The sequence below is a fragment of the Marinobacter sp. C2H3 genome, assembly GCF_037080155.1.
Taxonomy (GTDB): Bacteria; Pseudomonadota; Gammaproteobacteria; order Pseudomonadales; family Oleiphilaceae; genus Marinobacter.
In genome coordinates, this window is sequence record NZ_JBBBNZ010000002.1 from 859,309 (window position 1) to 877,578 (window position 18,270).

The window sequence follows — 18,270 nt, forward strand, 5'->3', positions numbered from 1 at the left end:
GCCGCTGCCACCCGAACCGCGCGGGCTTTCGGCAAGTGCGGACGCCCCGAGCCGGGATTGGGCAAGATCAGGCGCATATGCCATTATAGGCGGGTGCCCTGACCGCCGTGCCGGTGGGCCGACCGACAGAGACCAGCCACAGGAAGTTGCATGCCCAAGTCCGCACCGTTTTTGGTCACCTGCCTGCTGGGTGCCGCCACCGTCACGTTCTCCGGCTGCGCCAGCCTGAACCCGTCTTCCAATCAGGACAACGCTCACGCCCAGGCGGCCAAGGCTGCGCCTGCCGAACCTGCCATTGAGTACGCCGATTTCCAGCCAGAAGTTCTCTATCTGCTCACCAGCGCTGAAATCGCGGCCCAACGGGGCCGGTATGATGTCACCCTGGTGAACTACCTCAAAGCCGCCAAGCAGTCCCGGGATAAGGGCGTGATCGCCCGGGCCATGCGCATTGCCCAGTCGCTGAACGCGGACAACGCCCAGACCCAGCTGGCGGACCTTTGGCTGGACGTTGAGCCCGACAACCTCCAGGCCCATCGGGTCGCGGCGATTCAGGCCGTCAAACGCAACGACCTGGAAGCAGCCCTCGGCCACATGGAACACATCCTGAACCAGGGTGCCGATGCGGATTTCGACAGCCTGGCGGCCATGGCAGGCAACCTGCCCAAGGAACAACAACAGGAACTGCTGTCGCTCTACCAGAAAATGGCGGAACGCCACCCGAACAATCCGGAGCTGGAGTACAGCATCGCCCTGCTGCTGAAACTGAATGGCCAATCCGGCATGGCCCTGAAACGGCTGGACGCGCTTCTGGAGGCGCACGACAACTTCCAGCCAGCCATCGTGCTGAGGGGTGAGCTTCTTTATGAAGCCGGGCGTAAGGAAGACGCACTCGACTACTTGATGACCAACACCCGGCGGTTCCCGGACAGCCGTCAGATGGGCACCCTCTACGCCCGCATGCTGATCGATGAGGGCGACCTGCAGGCCGCCCAGGACGAGTTTCAGCGCCTGGTTGAGCGCTACCCGGACAACGCCGGACTGCTCCTGTCCCACGCCCTCGTCGCCCTCGAAAACGGGGAAAAAGACACCGCCCGCGATGAGCTGACCTCCCTGGTGGAGCGAGGTCACCACAGCAACGAAGCCAGCTACTACCTGGGCCGGATTGCCGAAAGCGATGGGAACAAGGATGGCGCTATCGGCTTTTACCAGAGCGTTGAGCAGGGCAGTTTCTATTTTCCGGCACTGGCCCGGGCCAGTGCCCTGCTGGTTGAGCAGGGCAGAGCCGATGAAGCCCTGGCCCAGGTCCGGACGCTCCGGGACAGCCATCCCAAGCAGGCCGAAAACTTCTGGCTGCTGGAGGTGAACCTGCTGCTGGATGCCAAGCGCCCGGACGAAGCCCTCGCGAGCGCCACCAAGGCCCTGGACGCCTACCCGGACAATGCCCAGATCCTCTACGCCCGGGGCATGCTCTACGACAGCCTCGATCAGCCCGAAAAGGCCGAGGCGGATCTGACGCGGATCGTGGAACGGGAACCAAACAACGCCGTGGCCCTGAACGCTCTGGGGTACATCCTCACGACCCGCACCGACCGGCTCGAGGAAGCCCGGGGGTACATTACTCGCGCCCTGAAACTGGACCCGAACAACCCAGCCATCCTCGACAGCATGGGCTGGGTGCTTTACCAGGAGGGCCGGCTGGATGCAGCGCTGCCCTACCTAAAGAGCGCCTGGAAAGCCTATCCGGACCCGGAAGTGGCCGCTCACTATGGGGAAGTCCTCTGGATGGCCGGCGATGAAGAACAGGCGCGAATCGTCTGGAAACAGGGCCTGAAAACCGACCCGAACCATCCGGTGCTGCGGGAAACCCTGGAGCGCCTGACCGGCAGCACCAGACCATGACGCTCCCCGCCCTGTCCTGGTGCCGGCGAGCCATCCTCCTTGCCCTGGTCGGGCTGGTCTCTGCCTGCACCACCATTCAACTGGAGCCGCTGCCCGAGGGCATGACCGACCAGCCGCCCGCCGGCTGGAAAGCCACGCGACAGCAGCTCGCCGCGTTTGACCGGTGGGACCTGAGCGGCAAGCTGGCCGTTCGCCAGCCCTCAGACAGCGGCACCGCACTGATCAACCACTGGCGCCAGGATGGCAGCCGGTACGAACTGGCGCTGTCCTCCGCCTTTCTCGGCATGGGCAGCACTCGCCTCCAAGGCAGCCCCGGCTCGCTGGAGCTGACCCTGGCCAACGGCGACCAGTACCGATCCACCAACCCGGAACAACTGGTCGCCGACGCCACCGGCTGGCAGCTACCTCTGGAAAGCCTGTCCTGGTGGATTCGCGGCCTGCCCGCCCCCGGTGGCGGCGCGCGGCTGCTGTTTGATCAGTCCGGGCAACTCGCCATGATCCAACAGGCCGGCTGGGACATTCGCTACGACCGTTGGCAGCGCTTCATGGACCGCCTTCCCGCCCTGCCCCAGCGCATCACAGCGGTCAGCGGTGACCGCCGGGTCCGGCTGGCAATCAGCCAGTGGCAGCCGCTGGGGCCGGCGGAATGACGACGCTGACGCTGCCGTCCCCGGCCAAGCTCAACCTGTTCCTGCATATTGTCGGCCGCCGTCCCGACGGCTACCACGAGCTCCAGACCCTGTTCCAGTTTCTCGATTACGGCGACGACCTCACCTTTACCCTGACGCCGGAACAACCGGGCGTGCGCCTCGCTGAATCCCTGCCGGATGTGCCGGACGACGACAACCTGATCCTTCGGGCCGCCCGGCTGCTGGCCGCCCAGGCGAAGCACCCTCTGCTCGGGGTAACCATCGCCGTCACCAAACGCCTGCCCATGGGCGGCGGGCTCGGCGGCGGCAGCTCCAACGCCGCCACGGTGCTGGTGGGGCTGAACCATCTCTGGGCACTGGGGCTGTCCGAAGACCGGCTGGCCGAACTCGGGCTGAGCCTCGGTGCGGACGTCCCCGTGTTCGTGCGGGGCCGCGCGGCCTTCGCCGAGGGCGTCGGCGAGCGGCTGACACCGGCCAACCCACCGGAAGACTGGTTCGTGGTTTTGAAGCCGCCTTGCAACATCAACACGGGCAAGATTTTTTCCGAGCAAGGGTTGACAAGAGACACCCCGAAAATCAAAATACGCCCCGCTTTTGAGGGAGACGCCTCGAGGTACCGAAACGACTGTGAGGATGTAGTTCGCGGACTGTATCCAGAGGTTAACCAAAGCCTGGAGTGGCTTTCACAATTCGGACCTGCAAGATTAACCGGAACCGGGGCTTGCATTTTTGGACGTTTCCCGACAGAATCCGCAGCCCGGATTATCTGGGAAAGCAAACCCTCCGGCATCACGGGGTTCGTAGCTCAAGGGGTGAATCAGTCACCTCTGCACACAAAGCTGACAGAGCCGAAATGATGCCAAAAAAGCACGATACTGGGGTGTCGCCAAGTGGTAAGGCAACGGGTTTTGATCCCGTCATGCGCAGGTTCGAATCCTGCCACCCCAGCCACCTTTCTCCCGCTTCTTCTGAATCCAACGCCGATACTGAGAAGGATGCTGTCGTGTCCAAACTGATGATTTTCGCCGGCAACGCCAATCCCGCGCTGGCGCAGGCCATTGCCAGAAAACTGCACATTCCCATGGGGCAGGCTACCGTAGGCCGCTTCAGCGATGGCGAAACCACCGTCGAGATCAACGAGAATGTCCGGGGCCACGATGTCTTCATCATTCAGCCCACCTGCAACCCGACCAACGATAACCTGATGGAACTGATCCTGATGGCCGACGCCCTCCGCCGGGCCTCCGCCACCCGAATCACGGCCGTTATCCCCTACTACGGATACGCCCGCCAGGATCGCCGGGTGCGCTCCACCCGGGTTGCCATCAGCGCGAAAGTGGTTGCCGACATGATCTCCAGCATCGGCGTGGACCGGGTGCTGACCGTTGACCTGCACGCCGACCAGATTCAGGGCTTCTTCGACATTCCCGTGGACAACATCTACGCCACCCCGGTGATGCTCGAGGACATTGAGAAGCAGCGTTTCGACAACTTTATTGTGGTGTCTCCGGACGTCGGCGGCGTGGTTCGCGCCCGGGCCGTGGCCAAGCGCCTGGACGACGCCGACCTGGCGATCATCGACAAACGCCGCCCCAAGGCCAACGTGTCCCAGGTGATGCACATCATCGGTGACGTGCGGGACAAGACCTGCATCCTGGTGGACGACATCGTTGATACCGCCGGCACCCTGTGCAAGGCCGCCAACGCTCTGAAAGAACACGGTGCCTCCCGGGTCATCGCCTACATCACGCACCCCGTGCTGTCCGGCCCGGCCATCGACAACATCAATGCCTCCGAGCTCGACGAGCTGGTGGTGTGCGACACCATCCCCATTGATGACAAAACGCGCGAATGTGCTAAAATCCGCCCCCTCAGCATGGCCGGCCTGCTTGCCGAATCCATCCGGCGGGTCAGCAACGAGGAATCCATCAGCGCCATGTTCGGAGCTGACGAGGTCTGATTCCAGGCTGTGCAACAAAGCATTCGAATCGGGAGTCCATACGGGCTCCCGATTCTTTTCGTCAGCCGGCATCACGCCGGCTTTTTAGAAACCTCATCCGTTCTGCGCCTGGTCGCGGGCCGCTCGGATGACGATTGAGGTAAATGTCATGTCTCAGGACTTTGTAATTGAAGCATTTCCTCGCGATGACCAGGGGAAAGGTGCGAGCCGCCGCCTGCGTCGCGAAGAGCGTAAGATTCCGGCGATCATCTACGGTGGCGAAAAAGAAGCCACCCCGATCTCGATCTGGCACAACGAGCTGAAAAAGGCCCTCGAGAACGAAGCCTTCTTCTCTCACATCCTGACCATCGAACTCGGCGGTAAGAAAGAGAGCGTGATTCTGAAAGACCTTCAGCGTCACCCGTACAAGCCTCTTCTGACCCACGCCGATTTCCTGCGGGTCGACAAGGATCACGAGATTCACGTAAACGTGCCGCTGCACTTCATCAATGAAGATTCTGCGCCGGCCGTGAAGCTCCAGGGCGGCCTCGTCTCCCACCAGATCAACGAAGTGGAAGTGATCTGTCTGCCGAAGGATCTGCCGGAGTACATCGAGGTTGATCTGACCGACGTGGCCATGGACCAGGTTGTTCACCTGAGCGATCTCAAGCTGCCGAAGGGCGTTCGCATTGCAGCCCTGCTGCAAGGTGAAGACCATGACCAGCCGGTTCTGGCGATCCACAAGCCGAAAGGCGCCAAGTCTGACGAAGACGAAGGCGAGGAAGGCGGCGAGGAGTAATCCCGCCAGGGGCAACGGCGTATGGCACAGGACATTCTTATGGTGGTCGGCCTGGGGAACCCCGGCGCAGACTACGATCAGACCCGCCATAACGCCGGCGCCCTGTTTGTCGAGGCGCTGGCCCGCGATGCGGGCCAGTCGCTGAGACCGGACAAGAAGTACCACGGGCTTTACGCCCGCATCCATTGGCAGGGCCTGGACCTGCATCTGCTCAACCCTACCACCTTCATGAATCGCAGCGGCCTGGCCGTGAAAGCGCTGGCGGACTTTTTCCGCATCGCACCCGACCAGATCCTGGTAGCCCACGACGAACTCGACCTGCCCCCCGGCACCGCAAAACTCAAGCGCGGCGGCGGCCACGGTGGCCACAACGGTCTGCGTGACATTATCGCCCACCTGGGCACCAACGACTTCCAGCGCCTGCGGCTGGGCATCGGCCACCCGGGTGACAGCCGCAAGGTCACGGGCTATGTCCTGGGCCGTCTCGGCAAGCGGGAAACCGAGGATCTCGACGCCGTCATCGGTGAAATCCTGCGGGTGCTGCCCGATGCCGCCACCGGCAAACTGGCCGCCGCCATGAATCGGCTGCACAGCTTCAAGCCGGCCCCCTGAGCGCGTCTAAAAGCCCGCCCAGGAACTGCCAGAAGAATCACGCGCCCTGCCCCATCCTCCGGTGCCGGTCGCCGTCACTCGCTTACCCCACCATAGCCCGGTATAATCCGCGCAAAATTTTCCGTTCCAGCAGAGGCACTCCATGGGATTTAACTGCGGCATCGTCGGCCTTCCCAACGTCGGCAAATCCACCCTGTTCAACGCCCTGACCAAGTCGGGCATTGGCGCCGAGAACTTCCCGTTCTGCACCATTGAGCCGAACGCTGGAGTGGTGGCCATGCCGGACCCGCGGCTGAACAAGCTTGCCGAGATCGTCAAACCCGAGCGTACCATCCCCACCACCATGGAATTTGTGGACATCGCCGGTCTGGTGGCAGGCGCCTCCAAAGGCGAAGGCCTGGGCAACCAGTTCCTGGCCAACATCCGCCAGACCGACGCCATCGCCCACGTGGTGCGCTGCTTCGACGACAGCAACGTGATCCACGTGGCCAACAAGGTCGACCCGGCGTCGGACATCGAGGTGATCAACACCGAGCTGGCCCTGGCGGATCTGGACACCGTGGAGAAGGCCATCAAGCGGGTGCAGCGCGTGGCCAAGAGCGGCGACAAGGACGCCAAGGCCCAGCTGGAGATGTTCGAGAAGCTGCTGCCCGTGCTGAACGAAGGCAAGCCCGTGCGCAGCATGGGCCTGGACAAGGACCAGATGGTCCTCGTGCGCGAGCTTTGCCTGCTCACCGTCAAGCCCACCATGTACATCGCCAACGTGGCCGAGGACGGCTTCGAGAACAACCCGCACCTGGACACGGTCCGCGCCATTGCCGAGGCGGAAAACGCCGTGGTGGTGCCTATCTGCAACAAGATGGAAGCGGAAATCTCCGAACTGGAAGACGACGAAAAGGCCATGTTCCTGGATGAGATGGGCATGGAAGAACCGGGCCTGGACCGGGTGATCCGCGCCGGCTACAAGCTGCTGGGCCTGCAGACCTACTTCACCGCCGGCCCGAAGGAAGTGCGCGCCTGGACCGTGCGCATTGGCGCCACCGCGCCCCAGGCCGCCGGCGTGATCCACACCGATTTTGAGCGGGGCTTCATCCGCGCCGAGATCGTCGGCTACGACGATTTCGTGCAGTACAAGGGCGAAGCCGGCGCCAAAGATGCCGGCAAATGGCGGCTGGAAGGCAAGGACTACATTGTCCAGGACGGCGACGTGATTCACTTCCGCTTCAACGTGTAATTTCCGGGGGAAATTTGGGGTCCGGGCCTTGACAGCCCGAACCCAAATACCGAAAATACGCGCCTCGTTTGGGGCGACGCCCGAAGCGAAATGGCAAGGTAGCTCAGCTGGTTAGAGCACAGCACTCATAATGCTGGGGTCGGCGGTTCGATTCCGCCCCTTGCTACCAGATTAGACACAACAAAGCCGCTCAATGAGCGGCTTTGTTGTTTTTCAGGCCGGCGGTTGGCATCAGGAACGATGCTTGTCCATAAACGCCTTGACCTGCTTCTTCGCTTCATCCCGGGTAATGGCGTACCGCTGCTGGATCAGCCCAGCCAGCTTCTCTTCACGCCCTTCTGACGCCAGGATTTCATCCTCGGTCAGCTTTCCCCAAGCGACCTTGACCGCGCCAACCCTCTCCTTCCACTTGCCTTTCAGTTCATCAACACTGGGTGTGTGCATCTTGCTATCTCCCTGCGCAGTGCTCATCAGGTCATCGTCGCCCTTGGCCGCCTGAGGCGGGAGGGGCTCGGGCTTGCCCGCTGTCGTCGTTACGTTTTTCATGGTGACCTCTTCGTGTGTTCGGTTGGTGGCGTGATCGCCAGTTACCGCTCCATCACACTACTCCCCGCACAGTGACCCGTCCGTTCGATGCCGCACCTATGGCTTCTTCAACTGGAGGTCGTTCCTCACTGCTTTGACATCGGAAACCCCCTCAGCCACCACAGAGGCCCGGTTGATGGCGGCCTGAGAGTCGACAAACCCACTCAGTTGAACGACGGCGTTGTAGGTTTTCACGTTGATCTGAAACACCTTCAGCATCGGATCGCTGAAAATGGCCTGCTTCACCTTGGTGGTGATCACGCTGTCATCAATATACTCACCCGCGCTTTGGCGGGTTTCCGTGGATGCGCAGGCCGCCGTCAACATCAGCACAAGTCCAAGCATCCATCCGGCCGTCATGGAAATGCCGCCGGCTGTTCTATTTTTGCTTCTCATTTCACTCTCCCTATGATCGGTTGGGGCGTCGTGACGCCCCCTCAATGGGGGGCCCGTGTGACGGCGTGGTAGATCAACAGCAGAATAACGGCACCAACAGTGGCCACCAGCAGACTGTAAAGGCTAAATGCGCCTACTCCCGACATCCCGAACACGCTGAATAGCCAGCCACCCAGGACCGCGCCAACAATGCCGATCACAATATCAACCACAATCCCCTTTCCAGACCCGCTGACCAGTTTGCTGGCGATAAATCCAGCAATCAGACCTAATAAAATCCAGGCTAGTATGGACATATCGACCTCCGTTCATGCTCAAGGCCGGCGTCAAATCCGCGTCGACCGCTCCATTGGAAAACAGACCACATTCCCTGACGTTTTATCCTTACGCAAGCGCCGACCCCTCGTCGGTGCGCTGGCGAACATACCGTGACGACATCGAACCGAAGGCGGCGCCCGGTTAGACCTCCTGTACCGCTCACAGTATGCTTGGAAAAAATGTCGGCGCGCCCGACCTGATGTATCCACTGCCGGAAGTATCGCCATGCCTGACAGACCTACCTCGCGCTTTTCCCTGAAGCGGCTCGACCGTATTACCCAGCACCTGGACCGCAACTACATCCAGCCCGGCAAACTGCCCGGCGCCGTCACTCTTATTGCCCACCGGGGCGAGGTGGTCTGGTGCCAGGCCCAGGGCCTTCGGGACGTGGAGCGTGGCGCGCCGATGACCCGGGACACGGTGTTCCGGATCTACTCCATGACCAAACCGATCACCTCCATTGCGCTTATGCAGCTGTACGAGCAGGGCAAGTTCCTGCTCGACGATCCCGTGCACAAGTACATTCCCGCGTGGCGCGATCTGCGGGTCTACCAGGGCGGGTGTTATCCGGATTTCGAGACGGTGCCGGCCACCACCACCATGACCATTCGGGACCTGCTCACCCACACCTCCGGCCTCACCTACGGCTTTACCGAGCGCACCGAGCTGGACGCCGCTTACCGGGAATTGAAGCTGGACGGCAGCGCCACCCTGACCCTGGACAAGCTGGTGGCGCACCTCGCCGAGCTACCCCTGGAGTTCTCCCCGGGCACCGCCTGGAACTACTCGGTGTCCACCGACGTGGTCGGCTACCTGGTGCAATTGCTCTCTGGCAAGCCATTGGACGAGTACTTCCAGGACCACATCTTCGGGCCATTGGGCATGCAGGAGACCGGCTTCTACGTGCGCCCGGAACTGCAGCCGCGCCTGTCCGCCTGCTACGCCTACCGGCCCGGCGATGCCATGGTGCTGCAGGACGACCCGGAACGCTCCCGCTACCTCAAGAAGCCTTCGTTCCTCTCTGGCGGCGGCGGGCTGGCCTCCACCGTGGATGACTACCTGCGGTTTGCCCGAGCCCTGAGCCAGGGCGGTGAGCTGGACGGTGCCCGTATTATTGGCCGCAAGACCCTGGAATTCATGCGCCGCAACCACCTCCCCGGCAATCAGGACCTGCCTTCCCTGACCATTGGCGGCTTCAGCGAGACGCCCTACGCCGGCAGCGGCTTTGGCCTGGGCTTCTCGGTCAAGACCGACGTGCCCAAGTCCCACATCATCGGCTCCGAGGGGGAATACGGTTGGGGCGGCCTGGCCAGCACCAACTTCTGGGTGGACCCGGTGGAAGACGTGGTGGGGATCTTCATGACCCAGCTGATACCGTCGTCGTCCTATCCGCTGCGCCAGGAACTTCGTGCGCTGGTCTACGGCGCGCTCGACTGACCCGTGCCATACTCGGCACCACACTAACCTCAAACACTCAAGGACGGACCCATGAAAGCCGAAACCCTTGCGCTGCACGCCGGATTCAAGAGCGACCCCACCACCCGGGCCGCCACCACGCCGATCTACCAGACGACGTCCTACACCTTCGACGACACCCAGCACGGCGCGGACCTGTTTGATCTGAAGGTCCAGGGCAACATCTACACCCGCATCATGAACCCGACCAACGCGGTGCTCGAAGAACGCATGACCGCCCTCGAAGGCGGCGTGGGCGCCCTGGCAGTGGCATCCGGGATGGCCGCCATTACCTACGCCCTGCAGACCATCTGCCGGGTGGGCAACAACATCGTCAGCACCAGCCAGCTCTACGGCGGCACGTACAACCTCTTTGCCCACTCCCTGCCGAACCAGGGCATCGACTGCCGCATGGTGCCCCACGACGATTTCGACGCCGTCGAGAAGGCCATCGACGACCAGACCCGAGCCCTGTTCTGCGAATCCATCGGCAACCCGGCCGGCAACGTGGTGGACCTGCAGCGCTGGGCCGAGATTGCCCACAAACACGGCGTTCCGCTGATTGTTGATAACACCGTCGCCACGCCGTTCCTGTGCCGCCCGTTCGAGCACGGGGCGGACATCGTCATCCACTCGCTGACCAAGTACATCGGCGGCCACGGCACTACGGTGGCCGGCGTTGTGGTGGATTCCGGCAAGTTTGATTGGAAGGCCAGCGCCGACAAGTTCCCGATGCTCAATGAGCCGGACCCGTCGTACCACGGCGTGGTCTACACCGACGCCCTCGGACCCGCCGCGTTCATCGGCCGGTGCCGGGTGGTGCCCCTGCGCAACACCGGCGCCGCCCTGGCACCGTTCAACGCCTTCCTGATCATGCAGGGTCTGGAAACCCTCGCCCTGCGGATGGAGCGACACTGCCAGAATGCCGAAGCCGTGGCTCAATTCCTCCACGAGCACCCGGCGGTCGAGTGGGTCAACTACGCCGCCCTGCCCTCCAGCCCCTACAAAGCCACCTGCGACAAGATCTGCGGTGGAAAGGCCTCGGGCATTCTCAGCTTCGGCATCAAAGGCGGCCGCGAGGCCGGGGCCCGGTTTATTGACGCCCTGAACCTGATCCTGCGACTGGTGAACATCGGCGATGCCAAGTCGCTGGCGTGCCACCCGGCGACCACCACCCACCGCCAGCTCAGCGAGGCAGAGCTCAAGTCTGCCGGCGTCAGCTCAAACCTCCTGCGGCTGTCGATCGGCATTGAACACGTCGACGACATCCTGGCGGACATTACCCAGGCCCTGGACGCATCCCAGCGCTGATCCAGCCCCCGGACAGCAGGGGCGGGACCGGCACCGGCACCCGCCGGATACGACAAAGGTCTCGTCCCTGCGCCCCCGTGATTGCCCGTACCCGCCTTGTAACTGCCCCGGCCCGGGATTACCCTTTAAGGTTCTCCATTCTGCTATCTGAGAGTCCCCGGTCGATGAGTGACAGCGCCAAGCCCCGCGTTACCAGTGGTTCCAAATTCCGCAGCGAGCATGGAATTACCGCCATCAAGGACGGCCAGAAGCGACGGGCCGGCCAAGCCCCGGACACCGCGCGCCCCGAGCCCAAGCCCAAATGGCTGAGAGCCCGCATGCCCGGCGGCGAGCGTTACGAAGCGGTCCGCCGGAACGTGACCGAACACCGTCTGAGCACCGTCTGTCAGGAGTCCCACTGCCCGAACATTGGCGAATGCTGGACCAATGGCACCGCCACCATCATGGTGATGGGCTCGGTGTGCACCCGGGCCTGCAAGTTCTGCGCGGTGGACACCGGCAACCCGAAAGGGTGGCTGGACCCGGAAGAACCGGAGAACACCGCCAAGTCGGTGGAACTGATGGGCCTGCGCTACATCGTGCTCACCTCCGTGGACCGGGACGACCTGGACGACGGCGGCGCCGCCCACTACGCCGCCTGCGTGGCCGCCATCAAGCAGCGCACCCCGGAGGTGGCGGTGGAAGCCCTGACCCCGGATTTTGACGCGGTCATGGCGGACGTGGAAAAAGTGGTGGACTCCGGGCTGGACGTGTTCGCCCAGAACGTGGAGACGGTGCGGCGGCTGACCCACCGGGTTCGGGACCCCCGCGCCGGTTACGAGAAGACCCTGAACGTGCTGGCCCACGCCAAGCAACACCGGCCGGACGTGCTGACCAAGACCAGTCTCATGCTGGGGTTGGGCGAAACCGAGGAAGAAATCCTGGAGACCATGGATGACCTGCGCGCCATCGGCGTGGACATCCTCACCCTGGGCCAGTACCTGCGGCCGACCCCGAACCATCTGCCGGTGGAGCGCTACGTCACGCCGGAGGAATTCAACCGGTATCGGGACATCGGTTTGGAAAAAGGCTTTATGGAAGTGCCGTCCGGCCCGATGGTGCGTTCCAGCTACCGGGCGGACAAAGTGTTCGACAAGAACAATCTGGGACTGGCCGTGCCGGCAGTGCCCAAGCCCGACCCGTCCATGCAGATTCCGGTGAAGGCGATCGACTGACCGCCTTCCGCCGGTGGAGCGCGCTTACTCGGCGCTCTTGCCCTGCTTCTGCTGTTGTTGCATCTGCTGCATCTGTTGCTGCTGCATCATCTGGCGCTGCTGCTGCATTTGTGCCTGCATCTGCTTCATGCGCTTGTCCAGCTCGTCCCGCTGCTCCTGGGTGAACACGCCGTCCACCTGGGCCTGCATGATGGTGGACAGGGCCGCGATCTCGCCGGTCAGGTCGCCCAGCTTTTCGGCGTCCTTGCGGATCTTGGCTTCGTCATAATCCGCCTTGATTTCGGACTCCATGTCTTTCTGAAGCTCAGACGCCTGCTGGCGCAGGTCGCCGATCTTGCCCTGCATTTCCTTCAGGATGTCACGGATCTGGGTCTGCTGATCGTCCGACAGGTTCACCATTTTGGCCAGTTGATCCACCTGGTCCGGTTGACCGCCGTTGGCGGCCTGGGCCAGAACGGGAGCGGACAGTGACAGCGCCAGAACAGCGGCACCGAGGGCTTTTTTCAAATTCATACGGGTCTCCATGATCGGTCCGGGGATCGGATGTCACCCGGTGGGTCTTTAGTACGTGTTAACGGCTCGGGCTATACCGTAAAGCATTGCCGGGGACCTTTTCACCCCGGTCTACCCGGTTTTTGTACACACGTCCCATTCAGCACCCCGCAAGCCCCCGCCATGGGCGCGTTCGGTGCAATGTGAAAGTTTGTCCATTCCCCGGCATAATGGCCCCCGATTCCCACTCACGGAGCAGCCACCATGGCGATCAACTGGTTTCCCGGGCACATGCACAAGGCCCGAAAGGAGATCAAGAAGGTAATGCCGCAGATGGACCTGATCATCGAGGTCGTCGATGCCCGCATTCCGTTCAGCAGCGAGAACCCCCTGGTGCCGAACCTGCGTGGCGACACGCCGCTGATCAAGGTGCTGAACAAGCGTGACCTGGCCGACCCGGACATCACCGCCCGCTGGCAAGCCTGGCTGGAGCAGGAACGGGGTGTGCGCGCCGTCACCCTCACACACAACCAGCGCGCCGAGGCGCTCGATATCCTGCGCCTGGCCCAGGACATGACGCCCGGGCACGACCGTCAGAAAAGTGCGCTCCGGGTAATGATCCTCGGCATTCCAAACGTGGGCAAGTCCACCCTGATCAACACCCTGGCCGGCCGCCCGGTGGCCAAGACCGGCAACGAGCCGGCGGTCACCCGGGCCCAGCAGGCGATCAAGCTGCCGGACAACATTCTGCTGTACGACACGCCAGGTTTCCTGTGGCCCAAGCTGTCCCCGGAAGCCTGCGGTTACCGGCTGGCGATCACGGGCGCCATCCGCAGTGCGGTGCTGGATTTTGAGGACGTGGCGCTGTTTGAGGCGGATTACCTGCTGCTGGCCTACCCCGAGCAGGTCATGGCCCGTTACGGCCTCGAGGAGCGGCCCCGGGACGGTCTGGCGCTGATGGACGCCATCGCCGTGCGACGTCGGTTCCTGGGCCGGGGTGGCGTACCGGATTTGCACAAGGTGTCGGAAGTGCTGCTCAACGAGTTCCGCGCCGGCACCCTCGGCCGGCTCTCGCTGGAAACCCCGGAGATGGTGGAGCAGGAAGCCCGCGAGGCGGCGGCGGAAGCCGCCCGCAAGGCCGAGGAAAAAGCCGGAAGGAACTGATGCCGGCCGGGCCCGGGCTCAGCGCCGGTGCTGGGCGTGGGGAACCGGCAAGCCGAGTTTAGCCGCAAACTCGATGCTGACGAAGATCGGGCCAATCAGCAGGAACACCAGATCCTCCACGAACGAGGGTTTCTTGCCCTCAACCTTGTGCCCGTAGACCTGAAAGACCCAGGCCACCACAAACACCGCCAAGCTGGTCCAGCCGAGCGGCCACCCGGCCGCCAGCACCGCCTGGATGGCCAGGGCGGACACCGCAAACCAGCCCGCCATCAGCAGCAGAACCGCCAGTATCGTGGCGCCGTTGACCCATTCGGCAACGGCCCCGCCGAGGCCCAGCCAGTGGCCCACCGGCACCAGCCAGAGCAGCCCCAGCGTCGACATCAGAATCGCGGGCACGCACACAATGTGCACCCACTGGTTCAGCGGATTGCGGTGGCTTTCGCCATAGTCTCGAAGAAACTGGTCCAGGCTGCGCATGGCGCCTCCTCCCTGTGACGATGATTGTTGTTCGGTTAACCGTTATTTCACCACGGCCGGTCCTGGAACGGAACTCCCCCGGCGCCCCTTACCAAGGTCACATACCGTCTGGCCCATAAAGCGCCTACACTGCCGCCCATGAATTGAACAGAACGGACGGGCCAACCGGCCCGGCATTGGAGGTCATTATGAGACGCGTGGTCGTCACCGGCATGGGCATTGTGTCCTGCCTCGGCAATTCCCTGGACGAGGTCGCCGACAGCCTCAAACACGGCAAATCCGGCATCCGCTTTAATGAGAGCTATAAAGAACACGGGTTTCGCAGCCAGGTGTCCGGCTCGCCCCAAGTGGACACCGACGTCATCGACCGGAAAATCCGCCGTTTCATGGGCCCGGCGGCCATGTACGCCTACCTGTCCATGGAGCAGGCCATCGCCCAGGCAGGCCTGACCGAGGCGGACATCTCCAACGACCGCACCGGCCTGATCGCCGGCTCCGGTGGCGCTTCCTGCTCAAGCCAGGTGGAAGCGACCGACACCATGCGCGCCAAGGGCGTCAAGCGGATCGGGCCCTACATGGTGCCCCGCATCATGACCAGCACCGTCTCCGCCTGCCTGGCCACCGCCTACAAGATCCGGGGCGTTAACTATTCCATGTCGTCCGCATGTGCCACCAGCGCCCACTGCATTGGCCACGCCATGGAGCAGATCCAGTCCGGCAAGCAGGACATCGTGTTTGCCGGTGGCGGTGAAGAGGAAGACTGGAGCCTGACCATGATGTTCGATGCCATGGGCGCGCTCTCCACCAAGTACAACGACGCGCCCGAGGCTGCCTCACGGCCGTTCGACAGCGGCCGGGACGGCTTTGTGATTGCCGGCGGCGGCGGCATGGTGGTGCTGGAAGAACTCGAGCACGCCCGCAAGCGCGGCGCCACCATTCTGGCTGAGCTGACCGGCTACGGCGCCACCTCGGACGGCTACGACATGGTCGCCCCCTCCGGGGAAGGCGCCAAGCGGTGCATGGAGCAGGCCATGGCCACCATCCGCGGCAAGGTGCAATACATCAACGCCCACGGCACCAGCACACCCGTGGGCGACGTGGCGGAAATGGGCGCCGTGCGCAACACCTTCGGTGATAACGTGCCCGCGATTTCCTCCACCAAGTCCCTGTCCGGCCACTCATTGGGCGCCGCCGGCGTGCACGAGGCCATCTACTCCCTGCTAATGCTGCAACACGGCTTCATGGCCGGCACCGCCAATCTCACCCAGCGGGACGAGGCGCTCGAGGGGCTGCCGATCGTGGGGCCGAAGGCGGAGCACAAGACGCTGGACTGCGTGATGTCCAACAGCTTTGGCTTTGGCGGCACCAACGCCTCGTTGGTGTTCGAGACGATCTAAGGCCGTCAGGGACAGGCGTTGAAAAAGCGGGGATGGCACGGAAAGTGCGCATTGGCAATGCGGTATCAGAGCCAGTAAAGTATGGTTTTGATATGAATCAATTTGGACGGTTCATCCACCATGGCGCAGCCCATCCCCCTTCGTCACGCCCAGGACCTGCTCAAGGCGTCCTGCCACCAATGCAGCCTTAGCAATCTATGTTTACCACTTGCCGTTGGCGAGGGTGATCTGGCGCGCCTGGAAGACATCGTGTACCAGGGCCGGGTCTACAATCGCGGCGACCACATTTTCGAGCAGAGCGACCGGGCCCGGTCCTGCTTTGCGGTAAAAAGCGGCGCGGTGCGCACGTCGATTGTGAACGAAAACGGGGATGAGCAGGTCACCGGCTTCTTTCTGCCCGGTGAGCTGGTGGGTCTGGAGAGCCTCAGCGGCGGGGATTACGCCTGCACCGCGCGGGCCCTGGAACGGACCAGCCTGTGCGAATTCCCGGTGGACAAGCTTGAACAACTGTCCGGTGCCCTGCCGGACCTGCAGCACCACATGTTCCACCTAATGGGGCAAGAGATACAGACCGGTCACCAGATGGCCATGCTGCTGAGCCGCAACACGGCCGAGCAGCGCATTGCCGCCCTGCTGCTGTCTCTCTCCAGCCGGTTCCAGCGCCGGCGCCTGTCTCCGACTCGCCTGACCCTGCCCATGCCCCGCAGCGACATCGCCAGCTTTCTTGGCCTGGCGGTGGAAACCGTCAGCCGGGTGTTCACCCGCTTCCAGAAACAGGGGCTGATTCACGCCCAGGGGCGGCAGGTGGAGCTGCTGGATCTGCCTGCCCTGCAGGCGGTATACCGGGACAACGGCGAGGACGCGCCCCGCTGCCAGCAGCATCACAGCCAGGGCTGAACGTCGCACAAATCAGGGGCGGGCCGGCTCGGCCGTGCGCCCCTGTGAATCTTCCCGTCCCTGCCGCCCCTCTTCCAGATCCCGCACCATGACCAGTTCGTCCAGCAGGCCGTTGCGCCAGGGTAGCTGTTTGACGCCGAAGGTGTTGCGGATCTTGGTGCAATTCATGGTGGTGTTAGCCGGTTCAAGCGCCCCCCATTCCGGCATGGCATCAACCACCTGAAGCCATTCCGGAACCCCCGGCAAGCCGGCAATGGCCAGGCCGAGCTCGTACAGCGTAATTTCCTCTGCGCCGGCGTACTGATAGGTGCCCCAGACTTCCGCGCCGCAATCCAGCTGCAGGATCATCGCCGTCATCACCCGCGCCAGGTCCTGCACGGTTACGGGCTGCCCCCGGCAACGCCCCGGCATCATCAACGCCCCATCCGGACGAACACCGGCGCGCACCTTGCGAATAAAGCGAGCCAGGCTCCAGCCAGTGCGAAGCAGAATATGACGGGGCAACAGCGACCGGATGGCCTGCTCACATTCCCACTGCCAGTTACCCAGCTCGTTCACCGGCTGCCCGGGATTGGAGGAGAGGTAGCTGCTTTGCTTGCGGCCATCGAACACATAGCAGGACGAGAGCTGGAACAGCGCCATGCCCCGCTCACGGGCATGTTCGGCCATGGCCACCGGTAGCGAGAACGCCGCTTTGTGAGTGCCGTCCGGATTGCGCTCGGCGGACTCCGGGTCCACCCGCCACAGGGCATCCACGATCAAATCGGTGTCCTCCGGCACCCAGTGCTCCAGGCCGCCCAGATCGGCGCTGGACGGGTCACTGACCAGCAGCGGCGTCACCCTCAGATGGGTCTGGCGCAGCCGCTCCAGCAACACTTTGCCCAGGGGGCCGTAATCATGGACAACAAGCACGTGCACGGTATTTCAATGCCTCCGGGTGTTCACTTCGATGACGTGTGGTGGGTTCCGCTCAGGCCAATGGCGTCGCGTTCAACCCCACTAGAATACGGCTATTCCCAAGGCATCATTTAACCAGCCTTGATCGCGAGCATACAACAACAGGACACCTCATGCTGAAACAACACAGCCACATTGTCGCCCCGATTCCCGACGAACTTCGCACCCGCGCACTCTACACCGTGGGCGAGCTCCGGACCCGGGGCAAGGCGGACAAAGACACCATCGATACCCTGTACGATCTGATCGTTGAGCTCACCGAGCAGGGCCTGGACTTCTTCTTTCTCGAACCCCTGCGGCGCCTGAAGGCGGGCAGCATGATGATGGGCATGGCCAAAATGGGCATTGGCAGCATGCTCAAGGGCAGCAAGATGGTGATTCACAAGGTGCTCAAGAAACTGGACGACCGCAGCCTGTCGGCGATCCTGGACTTCATTGAGGAAATCATTCACGAGCCGGAAGCCGCCCGCTGAC

At 62.9% G+C, this 18,270-nt stretch carries 20 protein-coding genes and 2 tRNA genes; 16 read left to right on the top strand and 6 right to left on the bottom strand.

What is annotated here, in order from left to right; all coding sequences use genetic code 11:
* Nucleotides 1-150 precede the first annotated feature (150 nt).
* The 9 genes from V3388_RS08940 (at nt 151) to V3388_RS08980 (ending at nt 7,302) form a co-directional block, all read left to right on the top strand.
* Nucleotides 151-1,899, top strand: coding sequence for a tetratricopeptide repeat protein (locus V3388_RS08940; protein WP_336367180.1), 1,749 nt, complete (start codon nt 151-153; stop codon nt 1,897-1,899).
* Entirely contained in the window at nt 1,896-2,549 is a 654-nt protein-coding gene (gene lolB / locus V3388_RS08945) for a lipoprotein insertase outer membrane protein LolB (RefSeq protein WP_336367181.1), read from the top strand. Before V3388_RS08940 ends, lolB begins: the two co-directional genes overlap by 4 nt.
* Nucleotides 2,546-3,406 (top strand): 4-(cytidine 5'-diphospho)-2-C-methyl-D-erythritol kinase, encoded by an 861-nt coding sequence (ispE, locus tag V3388_RS08950; RefSeq protein ID WP_336367182.1) that lies wholly within the window; start codon nt 2,546-2,548, stop codon nt 3,404-3,406. Before lolB ends, ispE begins: the two co-directional genes overlap by 4 nt.
* Before the next feature lie 19 nt (nt 3,407-3,425).
* Nucleotides 3,426-3,500: transfer RNA gene (locus tag V3388_RS08955), tRNA-Gln, on the top strand.
* Nucleotides 3,501-3,552: 52 nt separating this feature from the next.
* Nucleotides 3,553-4,509 carry a ribose-phosphate diphosphokinase gene (locus V3388_RS08960; RefSeq protein WP_336367183.1) on the top strand — a complete coding sequence of 319 codons (957 nt, stop codon included), beginning with the start codon at nt 3,553-3,555 and terminating at the stop codon, nt 4,507-4,509.
* Between the two features lie 148 nt (nt 4,510-4,657).
* Nucleotides 4,658-5,287, top strand: coding sequence for a 50S ribosomal protein L25/general stress protein Ctc (locus tag V3388_RS08965; RefSeq protein ID WP_336367184.1), 630 nt, complete (start codon nt 4,658-4,660; stop codon nt 5,285-5,287).
* A gap of 21 nt (nt 5,288-5,308) precedes the next feature.
* On the top strand, nt 5,309-5,899 hold the full coding sequence (pth, locus tag V3388_RS08970) for an aminoacyl-tRNA hydrolase (RefSeq protein ID WP_336367185.1): 591 nt from the start codon (nt 5,309-5,311) through the stop codon (nt 5,897-5,899).
* 142 nt (nt 5,900-6,041) lie between these two features.
* Nucleotides 6,042-7,133, top strand: a complete 1,092-nt coding sequence (gene ychF, locus V3388_RS08975) for a redox-regulated ATPase YchF (protein WP_336367186.1) — start codon at nt 6,042-6,044, stop codon at nt 7,131-7,133.
* 92 nt (nt 7,134-7,225) lie between these two features.
* Nucleotides 7,226-7,302: transfer RNA gene (locus V3388_RS08980), tRNA-Met, on the top strand.
* A gap of 62 nt (nt 7,303-7,364) precedes the next feature.
* Here V3388_RS08980 and V3388_RS08985 read toward each other — a convergent pair.
* From V3388_RS08985 to V3388_RS08995, 3 genes are all read right to left on the bottom strand, one after another.
* A complete protein-coding gene (locus V3388_RS08985) occupies nt 7,365-7,679 on the bottom strand; it encodes a CsbD family protein (protein WP_336367187.1) in 315 nt (104 codons plus the stop codon).
* Between the two features lie 96 nt (nt 7,680-7,775).
* Nucleotides 7,776-8,114, bottom strand: a complete 339-nt coding sequence (locus tag V3388_RS08990) for a BON domain-containing protein (RefSeq protein WP_336367188.1) — start codon at nt 8,112-8,114, stop codon at nt 7,776-7,778.
* 41 nt (nt 8,115-8,155) lie between these two features.
* On the bottom strand, nt 8,156-8,410 hold the full coding sequence (locus V3388_RS08995; RefSeq protein ID WP_336367189.1) for a GlsB/YeaQ/YmgE family stress response membrane protein: 255 nt from the start codon (nt 8,408-8,410) through the stop codon (nt 8,156-8,158).
* A 247-nt stretch (nt 8,411-8,657) separates the two neighbouring features.
* Here V3388_RS08995 and V3388_RS09000 point away from each other — a divergent pair, with 247 nt between their 5' ends.
* The 3 genes from V3388_RS09000 to lipA all read left to right on the top strand — a co-directional run bounded on the left by V3388_RS09000 (nt 8,658) and on the right by lipA (nt 12,412).
* Nucleotides 8,658-9,869: a serine hydrolase domain-containing protein gene (locus V3388_RS09000; RefSeq protein ID WP_336367190.1), complete on the top strand. Its 1,212-nt coding sequence runs from the start codon at nt 8,658-8,660 to the stop codon at nt 9,867-9,869.
* A gap of 51 nt (nt 9,870-9,920) precedes the next feature.
* Nucleotides 9,921-11,198, top strand: coding sequence for an O-acetylhomoserine aminocarboxypropyltransferase/cysteine synthase family protein (locus V3388_RS09005; RefSeq protein ID WP_336367191.1), 1,278 nt, complete (start codon nt 9,921-9,923; stop codon nt 11,196-11,198).
* A gap of 164 nt (nt 11,199-11,362) precedes the next feature.
* Nucleotides 11,363-12,412, top strand: coding sequence for a lipoyl synthase (gene lipA, locus V3388_RS09010; RefSeq protein ID WP_336367192.1), 1,050 nt, complete (start codon nt 11,363-11,365; stop codon nt 12,410-12,412).
* 24 nt (nt 12,413-12,436) lie between these two features.
* Here lipA and V3388_RS09015 read toward each other — a convergent pair whose 3' ends face one another.
* Nucleotides 12,437-12,925: a Spy/CpxP family protein refolding chaperone gene (locus V3388_RS09015; RefSeq protein ID WP_336367193.1), complete on the bottom strand. Its 489-nt coding sequence runs from the start codon at nt 12,923-12,925 to the stop codon at nt 12,437-12,439.
* Nucleotides 12,926-13,168: 243 nt separating this feature from the next.
* Between V3388_RS09015 and ylqF the strand changes: the two genes are divergently transcribed.
* On the top strand, nt 13,169-14,068 hold the full coding sequence (gene ylqF / locus V3388_RS09020; protein ID WP_336367194.1) for a ribosome biogenesis GTPase YlqF: 900 nt from the start codon (nt 13,169-13,171) through the stop codon (nt 14,066-14,068).
* 18 nt (nt 14,069-14,086) lie between these two features.
* Here the strand turns inward: ylqF and V3388_RS09025 are convergent, their stop codons facing one another.
* Nucleotides 14,087-14,545: an Mpo1 family 2-hydroxy fatty acid dioxygenase gene (locus V3388_RS09025; RefSeq protein WP_336367195.1), complete on the bottom strand. Its 459-nt coding sequence runs from the start codon at nt 14,543-14,545 to the stop codon at nt 14,087-14,089.
* A gap of 188 nt (nt 14,546-14,733) precedes the next feature.
* Here V3388_RS09025 and fabB point away from each other — a divergent pair, with 188 nt between their 5' ends.
* Together fabB and V3388_RS09035 are read left to right on the top strand one after the other, a co-directional pair.
* Nucleotides 14,734-15,942: a beta-ketoacyl-ACP synthase I gene (gene fabB, locus V3388_RS09030; protein WP_336367196.1), complete on the top strand. Its 1,209-nt coding sequence runs from the start codon at nt 14,734-14,736 to the stop codon at nt 15,940-15,942.
* A gap of 120 nt (nt 15,943-16,062) precedes the next feature.
* Entirely contained in the window at nt 16,063-16,839 is a 777-nt protein-coding gene (locus V3388_RS09035) for a helix-turn-helix domain-containing protein (protein ID WP_336367197.1), read from the top strand.
* 12 nt (nt 16,840-16,851) lie between these two features.
* On the opposite strand, the gene V3388_RS09040 is transcribed toward V3388_RS09035, so the two are convergent.
* Nucleotides 16,852-17,757: a sugar nucleotide-binding protein gene (locus V3388_RS09040; protein ID WP_336367198.1), complete on the bottom strand. Its 906-nt coding sequence runs from the start codon at nt 17,755-17,757 to the stop codon at nt 16,852-16,854.
* A 152-nt stretch (nt 17,758-17,909) separates the two neighbouring features.
* Here V3388_RS09040 and V3388_RS09045 point away from each other — a divergent pair, with 152 nt between their 5' ends.
* On the top strand, nt 17,910-18,269 hold the full coding sequence (locus tag V3388_RS09045) for a hypothetical protein (protein ID WP_336367199.1): 360 nt from the start codon (nt 17,910-17,912) through the stop codon (nt 18,267-18,269).
* Nucleotide 18,270 lies beyond the last annotated feature (1 nt).

What these genes read in the sequence shown, in the direction of transcription:
- V3388_RS08940 (WP_336367180.1), top strand. Translation starts at nt 151, where the DNA reads ATGCCCAAGTCCGCACCGTTTTTGGTCACCTGCCTGCTGGGTGCCGCC.
- lolB (WP_336367181.1), top strand. Translation starts at nt 1,896, where the DNA reads ATGACGCTCCCCGCCCTGTCCTGGTGCCGGCGAGCCATCCTCCTTGCC.
- ispE (WP_336367182.1), top strand. Translation starts at nt 2,546, where the DNA reads ATGACGACGCTGACGCTGCCGTCCCCGGCCAAGCTCAACCTGTTCCTG.
- V3388_RS08965 (WP_336367184.1), top strand. Translation starts at nt 4,658, where the DNA reads ATGTCTCAGGACTTTGTAATTGAAGCATTTCCTCGCGATGACCAGGGG.
- pth (WP_336367185.1), top strand. Translation starts at nt 5,309, where the DNA reads ATGGCACAGGACATTCTTATGGTGGTCGGCCTGGGGAACCCCGGCGCA.
- ychF (WP_336367186.1), top strand. Translation starts at nt 6,042, where the DNA reads ATGGGATTTAACTGCGGCATCGTCGGCCTTCCCAACGTCGGCAAATCC.
- V3388_RS08985 (WP_336367187.1), bottom strand. Translation starts at nt 7,679, where the DNA reads ATGAAAAACGTAACGACGACAGCGGGCAAGCCCGAGCCCCTCCCGCCT.
- V3388_RS08990 (WP_336367188.1), bottom strand. Translation starts at nt 8,114, where the DNA reads ATGAGAAGCAAAAATAGAACAGCCGGCGGCATTTCCATGACGGCCGGA.
- V3388_RS08995 (WP_336367189.1), bottom strand. Translation starts at nt 8,410, where the DNA reads ATGTCCATACTAGCCTGGATTTTATTAGGTCTGATTGCTGGATTTATC.
- V3388_RS09000 (WP_336367190.1), top strand. Translation starts at nt 8,658, where the DNA reads ATGCCTGACAGACCTACCTCGCGCTTTTCCCTGAAGCGGCTCGACCGT.
- V3388_RS09005 (WP_336367191.1), top strand. Translation starts at nt 9,921, where the DNA reads ATGAAAGCCGAAACCCTTGCGCTGCACGCCGGATTCAAGAGCGACCCC.
- lipA (WP_336367192.1), top strand. Translation starts at nt 11,363, where the DNA reads ATGAGTGACAGCGCCAAGCCCCGCGTTACCAGTGGTTCCAAATTCCGC.
- V3388_RS09015 (WP_336367193.1), bottom strand. Translation starts at nt 12,925, where the DNA reads ATGAATTTGAAAAAAGCCCTCGGTGCCGCTGTTCTGGCGCTGTCACTG.
- ylqF (WP_336367194.1), top strand. Translation starts at nt 13,169, where the DNA reads ATGGCGATCAACTGGTTTCCCGGGCACATGCACAAGGCCCGAAAGGAG.
- V3388_RS09025 (WP_336367195.1), bottom strand. Translation starts at nt 14,545, where the DNA reads ATGCGCAGCCTGGACCAGTTTCTTCGAGACTATGGCGAAAGCCACCGC.
- fabB (WP_336367196.1), top strand. Translation starts at nt 14,734, where the DNA reads ATGAGACGCGTGGTCGTCACCGGCATGGGCATTGTGTCCTGCCTCGGC.
- V3388_RS09035 (WP_336367197.1), top strand. Translation starts at nt 16,063, where the DNA reads ATGGCGCAGCCCATCCCCCTTCGTCACGCCCAGGACCTGCTCAAGGCG.
- V3388_RS09045 (WP_336367199.1), top strand. Translation starts at nt 17,910, where the DNA reads ATGCTGAAACAACACAGCCACATTGTCGCCCCGATTCCCGACGAACTT.